The sequence below is a fragment of the Marinoscillum sp. genome (assembly GCF_965229915.1).
GTDB lineage: Bacteria > Bacteroidota > Bacteroidia > Cytophagales > Cyclobacteriaceae > Marinoscillum.
This window is the reverse complement of sequence record NZ_CBDDJZ010000002.1, coordinates 579,865-597,679: the sequence shown is the minus strand read 5'-3', so window position 1 is coordinate 597,679 and position 17,815 is coordinate 579,865. Positions and strand designations below refer to the sequence as shown.

The window sequence follows — 17,815 nt, the reverse complement described above, 5'->3', positions numbered from 1 at the left end:
GTTTTTAATATTGATGTGCCCTTAATTAATAATGATGAGCTCCCTCAACCCTCGCTGTTTCTTTTTTAAAAGTTTATTGGTATAACAATTCTAACTCTAACAGGTCTTCCTTTTAATGTACCCGGGATAAAATGTGGTGATCTTTCTATCAAACGGACAGCCTCTTCATCGCAACCAAACCCAAGGCCTCTAACTACTTCAATGTTGGTTAGTGTGCTGTCTGGTTCAACTACGAATTGCACAAAGACTCTACCCTCAATGTTTTGTTTTAGCGCGGCTTCTGAATAGACCATATTTCTTTTGATCCAATCATAATACTGACTCCATCCTTTTGGAGGACTAGGCTGTTTATCAACCATGGTGTAAACTTTTCCGGTATGTATTGAGTGACTTGGTTTTTTCTTTGTACTATCTCTTGCAAAAACAAAAACATTGGTTTCCAATGAACTGTTAATTTTTGATACTGATAAATCATTAATCATAGAATCCAAGGAGTCAATTTTAAGAAATAAACTGTTTAATTGCACATTCAATGAATCTTCCAGATTAGCAGAGATATAAGAATCTGTAAGTGAGTCGATTTCTTGTGTAGTTCTTCTAACGAACTCTAACTTTCGTTTAGTAATCACTTGTTCGTTGAGAATCATATCAACACGGTTGTTCAAACATGAGTAGGCTATAACAACCAATAAAAGGAGAGACAGAAAGGATAGCGGTTTTACCAACTTCATTTATCCATCACGAGTAGAATACTTTCAACTTTTGTTTCGATACTTCTCAATCTATTTGAGATGTCTTGCTCTTGAATTCCGCTCAACTTTTGTTCTACTTTGAGAATATTTATATCTACCTGATGTAAAGATTTGCCATTCTCTCTGATGCTGTTCTCTATGTCCTCAATCTTTTTCTCTAATTGATAGAATCCACCAATAAAGACACCAACGGTAATTAAAAAGGACCCTACAGAAACTATTTGACTTATAGATAAAGATATCTTCTTGGATTTAACAAGGTCGAATAAATTTGTATTTGTTTGACCACTTCCCATAGTGTTGAAATTAAGTTTCTTTTTAAGAAATAACAAATACCATATATTGGATAGATCTTAGTCAATAACGATTGTACGGCTCCTTGTGAGTGTCATGTGATGAACCGTTCATTGTTTTGATTTACCGTAATTCGGTTTGTTAAGAAGAAATGTTCTGTCATTTTCATCAATGCCATTTTTTAGCATATGGATTATTTGATCATATGTTAGGTTCTGAAAATCTAATGAGGTGACTTTATTTAATAAGTTATTGACTGCAAGCTGATAGTTTCCATCATTATAATATTCGGAGATTCCTATTACTTTATTATAAGTAATTTCTTTGGTCCTTTCTTTCTCAAAAAACACCAATAAGCACTTTACTAAGACACTCACATTTTTAATCATCTTTTCGGTTTCCTTTTGAATATCTGAGCCATAATTATCTAATACTTTGTTATAAGTAATATTGAATTCGAAATCCAGTACATCCTTGCACGTCCTTAAAATCAAATCAGATTCATTGGTTTCGTATTTCGCTTCAACATTATAAATCCGATCTTTGATTCTCTGATGCAAAGTATCCCTAGAATCTATGTCATTTCCAAGAGAGTCGAAAAAGCAAGATTCTGCACGTTTTAAATTGTCAGAAAGGAAAAACGCGAACTCCTTGTAAGTATTCAAATCTTTACGGTTTTTCGAACTTATACCTAGCTTAACATACCTTTTGAAGGATCGAAAAGTCCATCCGATAGACCATATTGGTTGATCCTGAAATAGGAAAAAAGCAATCATTTTGGATAGATGCGCATCAGTCCGATACAAGTCCTTGTGGTAGGATTCTTCTATTTCCCCACGAAACTTAAGAACAGCTTCATCAAAACCCTTGGCAACTTCTTCTTTGACATCTTTCTCTAGTGTTATTTTGGGTATGATAATGGATGAAGCTAGAGTTATGGTAATTCCTGCTAGAATAAGGCCAAATGTGCCATTATTTACTTCCACTTCTTTGGCTCCAGTGAAAGTTACTGCAACGATGGAAACAACAATCAGCAGAAAAATCAAAAAGATGATTCCGAAATAAAGCAGGCCAAGAGCCTTTTCATATCTGTTTTTCATTATTCAATAGGTTTTATGATTTTGATTTGATGATCATGCAATTATTTTCATCTCTCTGAATCCAGGTTAAACCAAGGCATTCCCTGACCTATAGCTGAGTCCTCAATGTAGAATCTCATCTCAAAACTTAGCTCCTCAACGATTGACAAATGGACATTATTAATAATAAAAGGCCTGGCGTCCTCAACTTGACACAAATGCTGAATTCCAGATCGCAACTGACAGGATGTAATGTTTTTAGGCTTTATAATTTCCAAAGGATTCACCTTCCACTTTTTTGTGCCTAACTTCAAATGTTCCGCAATCCGATTGGAAACCCGAGATGACTTACCAACATACAAAAGGATGAAGTCATCATCTAAATTCCAATCCCAAAGAACCTGATGCATTTCAAATTTCTCATCCTTTTTGTTCTTTTTAATAGTCTCCTTATTCAGTTGACGACCTTTGATCTGAAGAGACCGATGCAAGTTTTTAGCCTTCTTATCTCGATTGTCGAGCCAAAATGCATAAACTCCTTTTTCATAAGGAATCGTCTGATGACTCAAAAAAGAGTTTTTGAGATATTCACTAATAGGCTTTCTATTGGAAGGATCATGAAGGCGACTGACAGCCTGAACTATCTCTTCTCGGATGACTGAACTCATAAGCAATCGATTTGGCAATAATAATTTCGAATAAAACGCTTTGATCTGAGGAAATCAATGCCTTTCATATATTTTTCAGCATTTTAAATAAACCATAGCGCTAATTGTAGTAGTTTTTTGCCCTCAAATGATCAATAAACACTAGCCAATAACTAAATGTCTGAGGAACAACGGAGATTGCTTCAAGGTCAGCTATGGAAAGTAGCTGATGAACTTAGAGGTAAAATGGGTGCGGATGAATTCCGAGATTACATGCTGGGATTCATTTTCTATAAATACTTATCGGAGCGATTGGCGATCTATGCTGACGACTTGCTTCAACAGGATGGTGTTTCCTTTAGCGAAATAGACGAAACTACTAAAGAAGGCACAGAAATACTGGAGGCTGTTAAAGAAGAAGCACTCGATACACTTGGGTATTTCCTTCTTCCATCTGAACTCTTTCACAAACTGGTAGAACGCGGCTCAGGAAAAGAAGGTGAGAGCAATTTCATTCTGGATGATCTTAATGAAGTGCTTAACCACATTGAGAATAGTACATTAGGCACAGACAGTGAAGAAGAGTTTGGAGGATTATTCGAGGATCTGGATCTTACCTCGACTAAACTAGGCAAAACAGAGAAAGCTAAAAACGAATTAATCGTAAGAGTACTACAGCATCTCAATCGAATAGATTTCAAACTAAGAGATACGGAAGCTGATGTGCTTGGGGATGCTTATGAATACCTGATAGGTCAGTTTGCGAGTGGCGCCGGAAAGAAAGCTGGTGAGTTCTACACTCCTCAGGCCGTTTCCACCATACTGGCGAAACTGGTCACCAATGGCAAGACCAAACTTAAATCCGTATATGACCCAACCTGTGGATCAGGATCTTTGCTCTTGCGTGTGGCCCGTGAAGTCAAAGAGGTGGGTAAGTTCTATGGTCAGGAGCTAAATAGAACCACCTTTAACTTAGCTCGGATGAACATGATTTTACATGATGTTCATTATAGTAGGTTCGACTTACAGCAGGATGATACCTTAGAAGTACCGATGCACATAGAGGAGCGATTCGAGGCAGTAGTGGCTAATCCTCCGTTTTCGGCTAACTGGTCATCCAGTGGACGATTCATGAGTGACGATCGCTTTAGCCAATATGGAAAACTCGCCCCCGCTTCTAAGGCGGATTTTGCTTTTCTCTTGCACATGATACACCATCTGGATGATAAGGGTACTATGGCGATTGTACTGCCTCATGGTGTACTATTCAGAGGAGCAGCCGAAGGACATATCCGGCAATACCTGATCAAGAAACTCAACTACCTGGATGCAGTAATTGGCTTACCAGCAAACATCTTTTACGGTACTTCAATCCCGACCTGTATTCTGGTACTGAAAAAGCAAAGAGAACATGCCGACAATGTACTTTTTATTGATGCAAGCCAGCACTTTGAGAAAAGCACTAATCAGAACTATCTGACTGATGTCAATATCAAAAAGATCATTGATACCTATGCAAGCAGAGAAGATTCTGACAAATACAGCTACAAGGCTGAAATAGCAGAAATCGCTGAGAATGATTTCAACCTCAACATCCCAAGATATGTGGACACTTTCGAAGAGGAAGAGCCTATTGATCTGGTTAATGTCGCAGATGAACTTATTATGTTAGAATCAAGCATGAAAGAATCAGATCAATTGATCAAAGAGTTTTGTAAGGAGTTGGGAATCAAACGTCCATTCTAAAATGTCGATGCAACCCAAAATACCAAACTTAAGGTTTCCTAGGTATACTGGAGACTGGAACCCTGCTAGTCTATCAAAATTCATAATTTCCTTAGATTCTGGTGTAAGTGTAAATTCCAGTGATCAACCTGCCAAACAAAACAGTTTAGGCATCTTGAAAACAAGCTGTGTAAGCGGTGGAAAGTTTCTGCCTGATGAAAATAAAATAATTCTAGAAAATGATATCGAAAGGGCAAGGCTTAATCCCAAGAAAGGAGCTATTCTAATCAGTCGAATGAATACTCCAGAACTGGTAGGAGAACTGGGGTATATTGATCAAGACTTTATGAATTTATTCATTCCTGATCGATTGTGGATGACAAATACCACTTCGGATATCGATACACAATGGCTCACATATCTGCTAGTTACTCCAAGGATGAGATATATGATCTCAAGTATTGCCACAGGGACTAGTGGATCTATGAAAAATATATCCAAACCAAACTTCCTAGGACTAAACTTAAACTACCCCTCACTTCCCGAACAACAGAAAATCGCTTCCTTTCTATCAGAAGTAGACAAAAAAATCCAGCTACTCACTCGCAAAAAGGAACTACTGGTGCAATACAAGAAGGGAGTAATGCAGAAGCTGTTCACCCAAGAAATTCGGTTTAAGGATAACAATGGAAAAGACTTTCCGGATTGGGAGGAATTAAGAGCTAAAGAGGTTTTCAAAAACCATACTAACAAAGATCACAATGGAGATCTTCCAATTTTAGCAGCTACGCAAGACAAGGGTGTAGTACCTCGTGATTCTATTGGAATTGAAATTCAGTCAAGTGAAGCTAGCATTAAATCTTACAAAGTAGTAGAGCAAGGTGATTTCGTTATTTCTCTTAGATCCTTTCAAGGGGGAATAGAATATTCAAGTTATCTCGGTATCTGTAGTCCAGCTTACACTATACTTAAGCCAAGTAAAGACCTGAATAAGGAGTTTTTTAGATATTATTTCAAAAAGGAAGATTTCATATCGAGAATTAGTAAAACAGTTATTGGTATTAGAGATGGTAAACAAATAAGTTATGATGCATTTTCAGGCTTAAAACTTCCATTCCCGTGTACTGCTGAGCAACAAAAAATTGCCACTTTTCTTAAAGCGTTGGATTTAAAGATCTTGAAAGTAGAAGAGCAAATCACTGGAGTAACTAAATTCAAAAAAGGGCTTTTACAACAAATGTTTGTGTGATGGGATTAGGCTTGCTCAAAGAAAGCGATTGGAATGTTACTTGTAAACGACATGTAGCGTTTATGGACATCATGGGCTTTAAGGAATTAGTCGCAAAGAAAAGTCATGGAGATGTGTTGGAAATATTGGAGAGCTTATCTGCTGTATCACAGATAGCTAAGCTATTTAGTGGTACTACTTTTAAGGTTTCTGATAATTCTATTTTCGAAGAAAGAATAAGAACTGTTACCTTCTCAGATACCATTATGTTTTTCTCTACAGATGACAGCATAGCAGATTTGAAGATGATAGTGAATTGTTGTCAGGGTTTTCACATGGGTTGTTGTGTGAAGCAAGAACCTGTACCTATTAAAGGCAGCATTAGTACTGGATTAATTACGGCCGATTTAGAAAAATCCTTGTTTTTTGGTCAACCCATCATAGACGCGTATCAGTTACAGGAGCAAGTTCATTACTATGGTATTGTGGCTGATCATAGTATTGACCATATGCTCCATGAGACAGAAGGGTTAGACAATCTTGTTAGATGCAAAACGCCACTAAAAGGAGGAAGTATCCTTCATTACAATATGAGATTTGACGTTGATCCTGACGACCTGAATAAATTCTACAATACTGTTTCTGGTCAAGTGAGAAAGTACGTCGACAACACTCTGGATATGTATAAATTAATGCATCCTGATGACTAAATCCATTTCTGAAATCGGTCTTATCTCTTTGCTGTCTAGTACTAAAGGAATAGTAACTGCTCAGCATGAAATAGAGCGCTATCGTGGTGAGAAATTCAATGTTTTTGAAATCCTCAACGTAACGACCGATGAGAATAAACTGCACTCTCGACTTATCGGTGAGTTACTGAACCCTAAAGGTTCTCACCTAAAGAACTCACTTTTTCTGACGCATTTTCTTAAAGTTATCGAGTGTAAGACGATCAACCCTGATGAGGCTGAAGTTTACCTCGAGCAATCAGTTGGAAAGGTTGATCACGATACAGGTATGGGAGGCAGAATTGATATTTACATCCTGGATCGTACGACGGGGAACACCGTAAGCATTGAAAACAAAATTTATGCTGGAGACCAAAAGAAGCAAGTGGTTAGGTATCACGCACATAATAAGGACAAAAATAGTGTGTATTATCTCACATTGGATGGGAGGGAAGCTAGTAAAGAAAGCAGTGACGGGTTAGTTCCTGGATCAGATTACCAGCCAATTGCCTATGATAAAGAGATTATCAATTGGCTCGAGCTCTGTCATAGAGATGCTGCAGACAACCCCATCTTAAGAGAAAGCATCAAGCAATACATGGTTGTTATTAAGAAACTGACAAATGATATGGAAGATGAACAAGAGGAAAAGCTCCGCCAGCTAATGGTAAATCACCTAGAGGAGGCAGATTACATAGCTACCAACTTTTCTAAGTTTCGAAGAGATGCAAAAGAGCAATTTCGGGAAGTTGTTTCGGCTTCTATTAACGATAGACTTTTGAAAGAGAAGGTTCCTTTAAAGGCCAAGGTTGGTTCTAAAATCAATAGCCGATATGCGCAAATTTGGATTGATTCTGAAGTCAAAAAACCTCTTCGATTTGGCATTGAAACGTTTAATGGGGATAGAAGTGCTAACCTGAATGGTGTTCTTTTTGTTGGACTATTTGATAATTCTAAAGTTCTCACAGTAAATGATGAATTCAATCATTACTCTACTCAGTGGCCACACTATCAGGAACTAGCCTTTGATGGCAGCCCCATTCATTTTGGGGAATATGAATTTTTGAAAATCATAATGGATGTGGGATCAGACAATTATAAGTCACTTTTAGATCACATTGTAAATGAAAGCATTAGATTTATTATCGAAACTAATGATGCTCTTCCTGAAGAGCACAAGCTTTTTATAAAGTCATCGCCAAATGACCAGGGAACCTGAACAAATACTTGAGGACAATCTAGTTGATCAACTAATTGAGTTGGGCTATCAAAAAGTAGCCATTCCCGATGAGGCGGCCTTATTGCAAAATCTCAAAACTCAACTAGAGAATTACAATGATGTCACCTTGACCGATCATGATTTCACCAAGGTCATCAATTATCTTAATAAGGGATCTGTATTCCAAAGATCCAAGACGCTCAGAGATCGTTTTCAGCTAACCAACGAATCGGGGGATTCCATATACCTGGAGTTCTTTAACTCAGACAACTGGCTGGATAATGAGTTCCAGGTAGCTCAGCAGATTACCATCGATGGTAGATACACCAACAGATACGACGTTACCCTGCTCATCAATGGATTTCCATTAGTGCAGATAGAGCTTAAAAGAAGAGGGCTGGAGATGAAAGAGGCCTTCAATCAGATCAACAGATATCACAAACATTCTTACGGTTCTAACAACGCCCTATTTCAATACATTCAGCTCTTTGTGATTAGCAATGGAGTGAACACAAAATATTACGCGAACAACCGTAAACAGAGCTTTAAACAAACTTTCTTTTGGGCTGATAGTGACAATAAAAACATCACCCAATTATCAGACTTTGCACACGACTTTTTGAATCCTGCCCATCTGGGTAAAATGATCGCTCGGTACATTGTACTGAATGAGACGGATAAGATTCTAATGGTACTTAGACCCTATCAATTTTATGCGGTAGAAGCTATCATTGATCGAACCAAAACCTCAGCTGATAATGGCTATATCTGGCACACGACCGGATCAGGTAAAACCTTAACTTCCTTCAAGGCTTCTCAATTGATCATGAAGCTACCAGAAGTACACAAAGTTGTGTTTGTGGTGGACAGAAAGGATCTGGATTATCAAACCACCAATGAGTTCAATAGCTTCTCAAAAGGAAGCGTAGACAGCACAGAAAATACCGCAACACTTGTCAAACAACTTACGGGGGATAATAAGCTAATTGTCACCACCATTCAAAAGCTAAACACGGCTATCTATAAAAACAGGTACCTGAAGAAGATCGAGCATCTGAAGGATAAGAAGATTGTATTCATTTTTGACGAGTGCCACAGAAGCCAGTTTGGAGATACGCACCAACGCATTGTCACCTTCTTTGACAACCATCAATTATTCGGATTTACGGGTACTCCAATATTTGTAGACAATGCTGTAAGTAAAGCGGGGATAAAACACACCACAAAGGCTCTATTTGATAAATGCCTGCACAAATACGTAATCACAGATGCTATCCGGGATGTCAATGTACTTCGGTTTGCCATCGAGTATGTTGGGAAGTATCGTGAGAAAGATGGAAGATCATTGGATCTGGATATCAAGGTAGAAGATATCGATACTAAAGAACTTTATGATTCACCAAAGCGACTGGAGAAGATTGTCGATTACATCATTCAGAATCATAATCGAAAGACCCACTCCCGGAAGTTCACTTCTATCTTTTGCGTCAGCAGCATTGATGTACTTACTAAGTACTATGAAATCTTTGCTCGCAAAAAATCTGATGAAGAGCATGACCTCAAAATAGCAACCATATTCTCCTATGCTGCCAATGAGGAGGATGAAGAAGCTGACGGGTTGGTACTGCCTCCTGAGACTGAATATCAGATGGCCGCAGAAGAAGCGGGAACATATGGAATGAATCATTCCCGAGATAAGCTGGAAAGCTATATAGGTGACTATAATGAGATGTTCCAAACAAACTTCACTACTAAAGACTCTGAATCATTTTACAATTACTACAAGGATTTAGGTAAGCGCATCAAGATGATGGAGCGTACCGATAATCTTCCTGAGAATAACATCGATATCCTTCTAGTGGTAAGTATGTTTTTAACGGGCTTTGATGGCAAACTGATCAACACACTTTACGTCGATAAAAACCTTAAGCAGCACGGGCTCATACAGGCCTACTCCAGGACGAATCGCATCTTAAACGAGCAGAAGTCCCACGGGAATGTAATCGCCTTCAGAAACCTTAAAAAGGCCACTGATGACGCGATTACTTTGTTCTCCAACAAAGAGGCAAAGGAAGACATCATGATGCCTCCTTATCAGGAGTTCACCAGAAAGTTCAACGAGAAGTTCATCGAGTTGCTTTCCATTACACCAACCGTGAGCAGTGTAGATAATCTGCCTTCTGAAGATGAGGAATTTGCCTTTGTGACTTGCTTTCGGGAGTTGATGCGTTTATTGAATATTACAAAGTCATACTCTGAGTTCTCCTGGAATGACCTGGCTATGCCAGAGCAACTTTTCGAGGATTTCAAGAGCAAATACCTGGACCTTCACGATAAAGTGAAAATGTCCAAGAGTAAGGAGAAAGAATCTATTCTTGACGATGTTGATTTTGAGCTAGAACTGATTCACCGAGATGAAATCAATGTGGCTTACATCCTTAAACTCCTGAAGAAACTCAAAGACTCTAAGAAAGACGAAGATAAAGAGAAGCAAGCCAGAGCTATTGAAGAGTTGCTGTCAGGGGAAACACAGCTAAGAAGTAAACGAGAATTGATTCAGAAGTTCATCCGTGAGAACCTCCCAACTGTTGACGCTGACAAGATCGAGGAAGAGTTTGAAGTATTCTGGAAAATAGAGCGCACCAAGGCATTTGATGATTTGGTGAATGATGAAAACCTGGAGGCTCATAAATTAGAATCCCTGATTGGTAACTTCCTTTTTACTGAGCGCAAGCCACTGAGAGATGATATTGCTGACACTCTCAAAGTGAAACCGAAAATATTAGAGAGAAAATCAGTAATTGAGCGCGTTTCTACGAAGATCTACCACTTCATGGAGACGTTTATTAATGGGATGGTAGGGTAATAAATTCGAGCCATGAAGATTTACGAATTGCCAAACAAATCATTTATTACTATCCGATACCAAAGGGACTATTTTCTTTTCGTCTACAATCAAGACACTAGAGAGTTGAAAATAAAAGATTCAGACACTTCTTCAAATATTCCATTCGATACTGTAGATGAAGGCGGTAAGATCCTTTTAAAATTGGAATATCATGAGTCTATACCTGAAGAATATAGCAGCGAACTAAAAGTCATTTTTCAAGGAGACACTCCACGTGATTTTATTTTTGAATGCACTAAACCTCATAAAACAGACTCATTACCCTCTTTAACTGTAGTATTTGAAGGAGAGGTTCTTTTTTCATTAACTGAAGAACAAAATTGATCTGGTGAATACGAATAGTCCACTGCGTCGGGAAAAGTACAAGCAACACTCTGGTCTAGTACGACTTGGGCAGATAGAGCACCTTAAGGAGCGACATTACGTGGTGCTGCCTGTTACGCCGGATGGTGATGCTCCAAAGCAGTACATTCAAGCCTACTTTTATTACAAGGATTGCCCTAGAAAGTCCAACCCAAAGACATGGGATGGATATTATGCCAAGTTTGGTAGCAAATCTTATCCGCATGAATCCGTCATAGAGTATACAATTAATAAAATAGGAGAGGCTCTTGGCCTTATTATGAATGAGACCAGATTAGTTATAGCGAATGGACAGATCAGGTTTCTAAGCAAGGATTTTATAAAGAAGGGTAAAAGACTAATTCACGGAACAGAAATACTTGCTGAGTACTTTGAAGACCGCCAGTTTATAGATGAAATCAACGAAAACAAGCGAGAGAGACGTGAACTATTAACATTCTCAGTAGTAGAGGAGGCAATCAAATATGTGCATCATGATGATGCAGCGGAAATAATTAACTCCCTGATCCAGCTGATCGCTTTTGACGCTATAGTAGGTAATAATGATCGACATTTTTATAATTGGGGAGTCATTGGTAGTATCAGGAAAGAGGATGAAGGACCGGTCCGTTTTTCTCCTATTTATGACAGTGCCCGTGGGTTGCTTTGGAACCTGGATGAAAAAGCAGTGATGAAACTTTATGAGAGATCATCAAGTGATTCCTCAGCTATTGAAGCCTATTGTAATAGGTCCAAACCCAGATTTAGTTTCGATGAAAATTCGGACGCCAACCATTTCGAACTACTCAAGTATTTGACTGGTTTATCACCAAATTATCGAAATATTATAGTTGCTCTTGTAACTACTGAAAAAGAGCAGTTATCTTTGCAGAAACTAAATGAGACCGTTTCGACGTTAATTAGTAGCGAAAGGTTAACAATGATGGAGCGAATTTTAAGCGTTCGTTTCAAAAAGATTCGGGAGATACTATGAAAGATTTACTAAGGAAAATATTCAGTAAATCGGAAGACCAGAAGTTCTATCTGGATAATTCCAAACCTTATAGATTTGTATTGAAAATTGACGACTTAGAGATGGCTTACCTGGAGTCTAAGGATGATGAATGGATTTTTCGATACACCGAGGATTTTAGAAATCAGGATACTTATCGTAGGTTGACAGGTTTTTCCGACTTGAGCAAAGAATATCGAGCCTCAGAGTTATGGCCGTTTTTCAAAATCCGTATACCGGGTTTGAAGCAGCCAATGATTCAGGAGATCATCGAACGCGAGAATATTGATAAAAATAGCGAAGCGCAACTTTTAAAGCGCTTTGGTGCCAGGTCAACGACAAACCCCTATTTGTTGATCGCTTCATAACTAATTTAAAAAGGTCTGGATTGAATCCAGGCCTTTTTTGATTCTGTCCTAATAATTTTCAATCTGTTTTAATCTCGGCCTAAGCACATTCACGAAGTTGGTCTGGCTGACTATAATCTCGAAGAAAATCTACAGGAAAAAGTCAATGGCACCGGTGATAACCAGTTGAAGATTGACATTCTTAACAAAATAAAAACCCTCTCCGAGGCGCAACTCCAGGAGGTGAAGCGGTTTTTGGATAAACTGTGAAGCTAACAGATTCCACCTGCACACGCCTCTCGGTTCAACGAATACCTATTAAGAGGTATTTATAAATTTTGTAGAAGGTAATAGGTTTGTTGTGTCAAATAACGGGAGCTTAAAATCCCATGCAATCAACTGATCACCATGAAAACCAAACCTATTATCCTCTCGGCTTTGTTTAGCCTTATTGGCCTGTCCGTCTTTAGTCAAGACCTGAAACTGGCAGAATTCATTTCGTTCGATTCACTTAAAAAGATCGCTCCGAAGACTGATTCGATCTTTCGAAGATACAATCAACACGTGTCTCCTGAAGTGCTCAATTTGTTTTTTAACAAGCAGATTAGCAAGCAGCTTAGTGGCAAAGAGGATCTTGCACTCAGCAATACCTTTGCCATAGTGGATGAAGCTGATGGTGAGCTGACCATCGGTGGATCATTTGGGTTTGGCAAAACCAAAAAAGACTACATACCCTATGTGCTCCAGTTTGGAGCCCGGTTCAAATCCAAGGACAAGTTTGCTGAGATTTTTGACTCCAATGATGGATTTTCCGGTAGTGCTGGGGTGTTTTTCAAAGGCACCTACTTGTTTCCAGGTAGATTAACGTATGGCTATGCATTGAGGTCTGTTCAGGAAAAGTTTAATAGAGAATCAGGAGACAAAAACATTAAAAGGATTCAAAACTATGAGCGCTTTCTATCTACCACTTATAAAAAAGAATACACCAAGGAGCGAGATAAGATTCAGGCAGAGCTAGATGCCTATGCCAAAACGCATAACCTCTCAGACAGCCAAAAGAAGGAGCTATCCACTGAGCGATTGAAAAAAGCAAAGAAGGCGGAGTATGCAGAAGAAGTAGTAGACTATATGGTCGAAAACAAGCTGTTTGCTGGTTCGCACAAAAGCTGGATATCCTTTGATGGCTTTTTTGCAGTGACACCCACAGAGTTTTTCACTGCACCGGATCTCACCTCTACAGCTATTGACACACTACCACTTCGTCCGCATACTGTAAACTTAGCTGCCAACTACTTGTACACACGAAGGAGCGGTTTTGTGTTGTTCTTATCTGGGTGGTATGGGTTGAAATGGCAAAACAGTATCACAAGAGACGATATGAGTGCCGTACCTTTTTACAAATTCGTAGAACGGGATGAGACCAATCCTGAGATAGAGCATACCCAAACGGACAAGACCGATGTTTATGTGGGTGACATTGATACCTCAATTGTCACCAGCAGTATCAATGGGAAGGTCACGGCGATGTTTGGAGGTGACTTCAGTTTCGTAGGCTTGAGCGGATCCGGTGAATACCGGATTACCGAGGGTGACGATCTTTGGTACTGGAAGGTCGGAGTTCCTTTTAACCTCAAGGGGAAGGAGGATGATACACGCCTAAACATTGAGCCACAGCTCAGGTGGGACACCAGCAACAAAGACTGGTCTTTTGGTCTGAGCCTTGGAGTTCCATTTGGTAAGCCTTTGTTTTGAACATAGAAAACAGAGTGCGGAAGTATTGAGGGTGTGATATCAGCAATAATCACTCTGTGATTTAGAGGAGTCTACTTGATGGTGCGGGAGCCAACCGAAACTATTCACATTTCCAGTAACAGCTTTTCCCTCCATTGATAAGGGAGGGAGAGTTGGAGGATAGCATTCTCTGGAGAAAAGATATTGGGGAGGGTTGGCAGGTAAGTATCAATAAAAAACAGCATTTCAAATCAATGTGGTACGTCACTCCCTGAATCGATTAGACAATCTACAACCAATAGGAAAATGATTTATGATTCTAAGGGAGTCTGCGTCTTCAAAAGAAGTGCTTATTTTCTCATAGATTCCCCTATAATCCTAATTCACTTGTTCTAAAAGAATCAATTTTTTGTAGGGATTCGGGGAATGACGATAGAAAGTTCAAAGGTGAAATGAAACGATTTTCATTTCCATTAACAGCTTTTCTCCCCATTGTTAAGGGAAGGAGAGGAAAGAATAGCGTTCTCAGGAGAAATGATATTAGGGAGGGTTGGCAGGTATCATGAAATAGATTCCCCGATCTCCACTTCGTTGCGTCGTGGAATGACGAAAGGAGCAGTCGTCACCCACAGATTTCTGGCCGATTGTTTATGGAATTCTTAAGGTTGACGTTAATCTTTTTATGAAACATAATTTCCTCCCAATTCACCAGTCACTCCACTTCTTTAGAGGAGTGAAGTTAGGGTGGGTTGGGGACACAACCACTGAGTGAACTGAGAAAACCGAGTCGTCACTCCCTGGGGGATGACGATCTGCAACTATTTCATTGGTCTATTGAGGAGGATTGTTGTGTTTCGAGTGACCCTTTTTCTTTGCTACTCAAAAGCTTTGACAAGATTCAAATTGAAGCCAATTCTGGCTATCTTGGTTGATTAAAGCCACTTTTCAAAATTTACAGGGTGATTCAAGGCTACAATTCATTGGCCTTCCTTAATACCTGTGCCTCAACGATCTCAGAAATTCTAAAACCATTAGCCTTCAATTTTGAAATCATTTTTTGAAGAGATGTTATGTACCCAAGTTTCTTGGCTTCCAATAGTACACCCAGTGTACCCGTAAATTTGATCCCTAATTTTTGAGCTACTTTTCTGCCTTTTACTTCATCAATTATAAGAAATGCATTTTCAAGTTCCTGTACTAAAGCTATGGCACTTGCCTCCCCTTTATCGAGTGTCCGTTCCAAAAGTATCTGGTATTCTTTATTCTTTACTGGAATCTCTTTGACCCAATCGGGGAGTGGCTTTTGAAATTCATTCCTTATTTCAGGAGTGATGGCTATTTCGCCAAATACTTTATGTAGAACGGAAAGTGCGTCTGATCTTTCTAAGGTAATAAGGCAACTTGTATCAGCTATTATTATCATGCAGGAATTTGTTCAGACTGAGAACATCATGTTCTAAATCTTCTACGGAATCACTGAATACCGAAACACCATACTTGCCTAAAGATTCAACAAATTCCCGTTTCGTGATGCCGACAAGATCAGCAGCCTGGCCAGAAGAAAGTTTGCCTTGTTGATACAACTGTGACGCGACTACCATGGTCACTTCTTTTTCATCTATTTCTTCCGGTATATTCAAAGTGATTGTTTTCATAATCATTGACTTTTTTAGTTTCAGTCAAACCCACAATTAATAAACTTACCCTTATTCTTTTTCCACTAGCTACTTTTTGCTTCCGGGCCAATTGGTCAATTTAAGTAGCTTTACATACAGCACCCAGTTCCAAATAACGCAATTAGTTTAGTTTTTTGATGGAGAAAATCGACACTTGCAGCGTCTGACAATTATTCTACTTTTTTTTCTCTAATTGCATTGTTAAAACTTATTTAACATGATCAAAGATACGAAAACTCAACCTGAGTTAAATATAATTTGACTATTGATGGTTTTATTTGACTTTCGTTATTAATGCAATTGTCTAAAATATGATGGAGTGCTCAAGCCTGATCTTGTGATTGATCACCGTTTCCTGAAATCCTCTTCAACCAAAACTCGAAACTTCACACCATATTTGTGTGCCAATTTTCCCTCCATTGCTAAGGGAGGGAGAGGAAAGAATAGCGTTGACTTGTCCTGAAATGAGTTTACACAAAATGTAAACTAAAAAATGGACAAAACTAATATTAGGACAGGTGGCTCGATTAGCTGGGCTGAACGTGAAGAGATGATCAAGGAGTATCTGTCAGGCTGCTATTCCAAAATTGAGCTTTGGAAAAAATATACTGGACAGACAGAAGAGCACGGTCAGCTCCTCAATTGGATGCGGAAACTAGGTTATATCCAGGGAGATCCTAAGTTAAAACAAACGAAGTTGGTATCTTCACCTCGACAGCAGTTTACAATATTGGATAAACCAGAAAACGATAAAGACCCGGTAGAGCTTCAAAAGAAGATCAAGGAACTAAAGAAGCAATTGGAAGTAGCTCAGCTCAAAGTAGAGGGCTATGAGTTGATGATTGACATTGCTGAAAAAGAGCTAAAAATACCTATTCGAAAAAAGTCCGATACCAAGTAATAACCACCTTAAAGGAAAGGCATCAACGAGTTGCCCTGGGACGTTTATGCCTATTATTTGGTATTACCAGACAATCATATTACCAACATTACTGGAATGTTGAAGAAACAACGTTTGAACATCATTTGATTATTAATGAAGTGAAAAATATTCGTCAAAGCCATCCACGTATGGGTACTAGAAAATTGTATGAATTACTTGATCCGTTCATGCTTGATCATCAAATAAAAATGGGTAGAGATGCTCTTTTTAATCTTTTAGCTGACAATAATTTGCTAGTCAAAAAAAGAAAAAGAAGGGTTTATACTACAAACTCATCTCATTGGTTGAAAAAATATCCAAACCTGATAAAGGAGTTTGTTCCAACATCTTCTAATCAATTGTGGGTCAGCGACATCACCTATTGGAAAATGCTTAATGGATATTTATACATCAGCTTTATTACAGATGCGTATTCCCATAAAATAGTGGGTTATTCTGTCTCAGAAACATTAGAAGCTATTGCCTCCATTAAGGCTCTTGAAATGGCTATAACATCGCTAAAGAATCCTGCAGAAAACCTTATCCATCACTCTGACAGAGGAATACAATATTGCAGTAGTGAGTATGTAAAGCTATTGCAGGATAATGTTATTCAGATCAGCATGACCGAAAACAGTGACCCTTTGGAAAATGCTGTTGCTGAACGTGTAAATGGTATTATTAAAAATGAATACCTCGAGTGCTATGAGGTTAACAATTTGAAAGAAGCACAACAGCTACTTGAAGAAGTTGTACGGCTGTATAATGAGCAGAGGCCTCACATGAGTATTTCAAATAAGAAACCTTCTCAGGTACATAATTCGGATTCTTTGAAAGTATCCAGAATATGGAAGAATTATTATCCGAATTCAACAACTGTAAACCTAGAATCGGATTAACCAAAAATTGTAAATAAATAATAGGACGTATCTTTTAACTTGTAAACTTATTTTAGGACGGGTCAGTTTTCTGGAGAAAAGATATTAGGGTGGGTTGGTAGGTATCATGAAATAGATTCCCCTAGAATCCTAATTCACTTGCTCTAAAAGAATCAACTTTTTGTAAGGATTCGGGGGAATGACGATAGTAGATCAACGAATGAGGTCATAGAGTTGGAAATGATCAAGACGACTACTGGCACTCATCCGGGTCAGCGCTGAAAATGACTAGCAGTAAAGGCTGATATCGAACCATACCCATCTTCA

At 38.7% G+C, this 17,815-nt stretch carries 17 protein-coding genes; 11 read left to right on the top strand and 6 right to left on the bottom strand.

Annotated features, from left to right (window positions below; all coding sequences use genetic code 11):
• Nucleotides 1-65 precede the first annotated feature (65 nt).
• The 4 genes from ACO067_RS24575 to ACO067_RS24560 all read right to left on the bottom strand — a co-directional run bounded on the left by ACO067_RS24575 (nucleotide 66) and on the right by ACO067_RS24560 (nucleotide 2,793).
• Nucleotides 66-647: an energy transducer TonB gene (locus ACO067_RS24575; protein ID WP_421879799.1), complete on the bottom strand. Its 582-nt coding sequence runs from the start codon at nucleotides 645-647 to the stop codon at nucleotides 66-68.
• Between the two features lie 80 nt (nucleotides 648-727).
• Entirely contained in the window at nucleotides 728-1,048 is a 321-nt protein-coding gene (locus ACO067_RS24570) for a hypothetical protein (RefSeq protein ID WP_421879796.1), read from the bottom strand.
• Between the two features lie 108 nt (nucleotides 1,049-1,156).
• Nucleotides 1,157-2,146 carry a hypothetical protein gene (locus tag ACO067_RS24565; RefSeq protein WP_421879793.1) on the bottom strand — a complete coding sequence of 330 codons (990 nt, stop codon included), beginning with the start codon at nucleotides 2,144-2,146 and terminating at the stop codon, nucleotides 1,157-1,159.
• Between the two features lie 47 nt (nucleotides 2,147-2,193).
• The gene (locus ACO067_RS24560) at nucleotides 2,194-2,793 is read right to left on the bottom strand and encodes a hypothetical protein (RefSeq protein ID WP_421879790.1); all 600 of its coding nucleotides are present in this window, start codon (nucleotides 2,791-2,793) and stop codon (nucleotides 2,194-2,196) included.
• Nucleotides 2,794-2,949: 156 nt separating this feature from the next.
• Here ACO067_RS24560 and ACO067_RS24555 point away from each other — a divergent pair, with 156 nt between their 5' ends.
• The 9 genes from ACO067_RS24555 to ACO067_RS24515 all read left to right on the top strand — a co-directional run bounded on the left by ACO067_RS24555 (nucleotide 2,950) and on the right by ACO067_RS24515 (nucleotide 14,033).
• The gene (locus ACO067_RS24555; protein ID WP_421879787.1) at nucleotides 2,950-4,518 is read left to right on the top strand and encodes a type I restriction-modification system subunit M; all 1,569 of its coding nucleotides are present in this window, start codon (nucleotides 2,950-2,952) and stop codon (nucleotides 4,516-4,518) included.
• Between the two features lie 7 nt (nucleotides 4,519-4,525).
• The gene (locus ACO067_RS24550; protein ID WP_421879784.1) at nucleotides 4,526-5,746 is read left to right on the top strand and encodes a restriction endonuclease subunit S; all 1,221 of its coding nucleotides are present in this window, start codon (nucleotides 4,526-4,528) and stop codon (nucleotides 5,744-5,746) included.
• Nucleotides 5,746-6,435 (top strand): hypothetical protein, encoded by a 690-nt coding sequence (locus ACO067_RS24545; protein WP_421879780.1) that lies wholly within the window; start codon nucleotides 5,746-5,748, stop codon nucleotides 6,433-6,435. The genes ACO067_RS24550 and ACO067_RS24545 overlap by 1 nt, the downstream gene beginning before the upstream one ends.
• Nucleotides 6,428-7,672, top strand: a complete 1,245-nt coding sequence (locus ACO067_RS24540) for a PD-(D/E)XK nuclease family protein (RefSeq protein WP_421879777.1) — start codon at nucleotides 6,428-6,430, stop codon at nucleotides 7,670-7,672. Before ACO067_RS24545 ends, ACO067_RS24540 begins: the two co-directional genes overlap by 8 nt.
• Nucleotides 7,656-10,538 (top strand): type I restriction endonuclease subunit R, encoded by a 2,883-nt coding sequence (locus tag ACO067_RS24535; RefSeq protein ID WP_421879774.1) that lies wholly within the window; start codon nucleotides 7,656-7,658, stop codon nucleotides 10,536-10,538. The genes ACO067_RS24540 and ACO067_RS24535 overlap by 17 nt, the downstream gene beginning before the upstream one ends.
• Nucleotides 10,539-10,550: 12 nt before the next feature.
• Nucleotides 10,551-10,904: a hypothetical protein gene (locus ACO067_RS24530; protein WP_421879771.1), complete on the top strand. Its 354-nt coding sequence runs from the start codon at nucleotides 10,551-10,553 to the stop codon at nucleotides 10,902-10,904.
• A gap of 4 nt (nucleotides 10,905-10,908) precedes the next feature.
• The gene (locus ACO067_RS24525; RefSeq protein ID WP_421879768.1) at nucleotides 10,909-11,916 is read left to right on the top strand and encodes a HipA domain-containing protein; all 1,008 of its coding nucleotides are present in this window, start codon (nucleotides 10,909-10,911) and stop codon (nucleotides 11,914-11,916) included.
• Nucleotides 11,913-12,302, top strand: coding sequence for a HipA N-terminal domain-containing protein (locus ACO067_RS24520; RefSeq protein WP_421879764.1), 390 nt, complete (start codon nucleotides 11,913-11,915; stop codon nucleotides 12,300-12,302). The genes ACO067_RS24525 and ACO067_RS24520 overlap by 4 nt, the downstream gene beginning before the upstream one ends.
• Before the next feature lie 387 nt (nucleotides 12,303-12,689).
• A complete protein-coding gene (locus ACO067_RS24515) occupies nucleotides 12,690-14,033 on the top strand; it encodes a hypothetical protein (RefSeq protein WP_421879760.1) in 1,344 nt (447 codons plus the stop codon).
• 949 nt (nucleotides 14,034-14,982) lie between these two features.
• Here ACO067_RS24515 and ACO067_RS24510 read toward each other — a convergent pair.
• On the bottom strand, nucleotides 14,983-15,435 hold the full coding sequence (locus tag ACO067_RS24510) for a DUF3368 domain-containing protein (protein ID WP_421879756.1): 453 nt from the start codon (nucleotides 15,433-15,435) through the stop codon (nucleotides 14,983-14,985).
• Nucleotides 15,419-15,667 carry a UPF0175 family protein gene (locus ACO067_RS24505; RefSeq protein WP_421879753.1) on the bottom strand — a complete coding sequence of 83 codons (249 nt, stop codon included), beginning with the start codon at nucleotides 15,665-15,667 and terminating at the stop codon, nucleotides 15,419-15,421. Before ACO067_RS24505 ends, ACO067_RS24510 begins: the two co-directional genes overlap by 17 nt.
• 514 nt (nucleotides 15,668-16,181) lie before the next feature.
• Between ACO067_RS24505 and ACO067_RS24500 the strand changes: the two genes are divergently transcribed.
• Both ACO067_RS24500 and ACO067_RS24495 read left to right on the top strand, forming a co-directional pair.
• Nucleotides 16,182-16,589, top strand: a complete 408-nt coding sequence (locus ACO067_RS24500) for a hypothetical protein (RefSeq protein WP_421873399.1) — start codon at nucleotides 16,182-16,184, stop codon at nucleotides 16,587-16,589.
• On the top strand, nucleotides 16,589-17,509 hold the full coding sequence (locus ACO067_RS24495) for an IS3 family transposase (protein ID WP_421878294.1): 921 nt from the start codon (nucleotides 16,589-16,591) through the stop codon (nucleotides 17,507-17,509). Before ACO067_RS24500 ends, ACO067_RS24495 begins: the two co-directional genes overlap by 1 nt.
• Nucleotides 17,510-17,815 lie beyond the last annotated feature (306 nt).

Excerpts from the sequence above, each read along its gene's own strand:
- ACO067_RS24575 (WP_421879799.1), bottom strand. The coding sequence starts at position 647 with ATGATTCTCAACGAACAAGTGATTACTAAACGAAAGTTAGAGTTCGTT.
- ACO067_RS24570 (WP_421879796.1), bottom strand. The coding sequence starts at position 1,048 with ATGGGAAGTGGTCAAACAAATACAAATTTATTCGACCTTGTTAAATCC.
- ACO067_RS24565 (WP_421879793.1), bottom strand. The coding sequence starts at position 2,146 with ATGAAAAACAGATATGAAAAGGCTCTTGGCCTGCTTTATTTCGGAATC.
- ACO067_RS24560 (WP_421879790.1), bottom strand. The coding sequence starts at position 2,793 with ATGAGTTCAGTCATCCGAGAAGAGATAGTTCAGGCTGTCAGTCGCCTT.
- ACO067_RS24555 (WP_421879787.1), top strand. The coding sequence starts at position 2,950 with ATGTCTGAGGAACAACGGAGATTGCTTCAAGGTCAGCTATGGAAAGTA.
- ACO067_RS24550 (WP_421879784.1), top strand. The coding sequence starts at position 4,526 with ATGCAACCCAAAATACCAAACTTAAGGTTTCCTAGGTATACTGGAGAC.
- ACO067_RS24545 (WP_421879780.1), top strand. The coding sequence starts at position 5,746 with ATGGGATTAGGCTTGCTCAAAGAAAGCGATTGGAATGTTACTTGTAAA.
- ACO067_RS24540 (WP_421879777.1), top strand. The coding sequence starts at position 6,428 with ATGACTAAATCCATTTCTGAAATCGGTCTTATCTCTTTGCTGTCTAGT.
- ACO067_RS24535 (WP_421879774.1), top strand. The coding sequence starts at position 7,656 with ATGACCAGGGAACCTGAACAAATACTTGAGGACAATCTAGTTGATCAA.
- ACO067_RS24530 (WP_421879771.1), top strand. The coding sequence starts at position 10,551 with ATGAAGATTTACGAATTGCCAAACAAATCATTTATTACTATCCGATAC.
- ACO067_RS24520 (WP_421879764.1), top strand. The coding sequence starts at position 11,913 with ATGAAAGATTTACTAAGGAAAATATTCAGTAAATCGGAAGACCAGAAG.
- ACO067_RS24515 (WP_421879760.1), top strand. The coding sequence starts at position 12,690 with ATGAAAACCAAACCTATTATCCTCTCGGCTTTGTTTAGCCTTATTGGC.
- ACO067_RS24510 (WP_421879756.1), bottom strand. The coding sequence starts at position 15,435 with ATGATAATAATAGCTGATACAAGTTGCCTTATTACCTTAGAAAGATCA.
- ACO067_RS24505 (WP_421879753.1), bottom strand. The coding sequence starts at position 15,667 with ATGAAAACAATCACTTTGAATATACCGGAAGAAATAGATGAAAAAGAA.
- ACO067_RS24500 (WP_421873399.1), top strand. The coding sequence starts at position 16,182 with ATGGACAAAACTAATATTAGGACAGGTGGCTCGATTAGCTGGGCTGAA.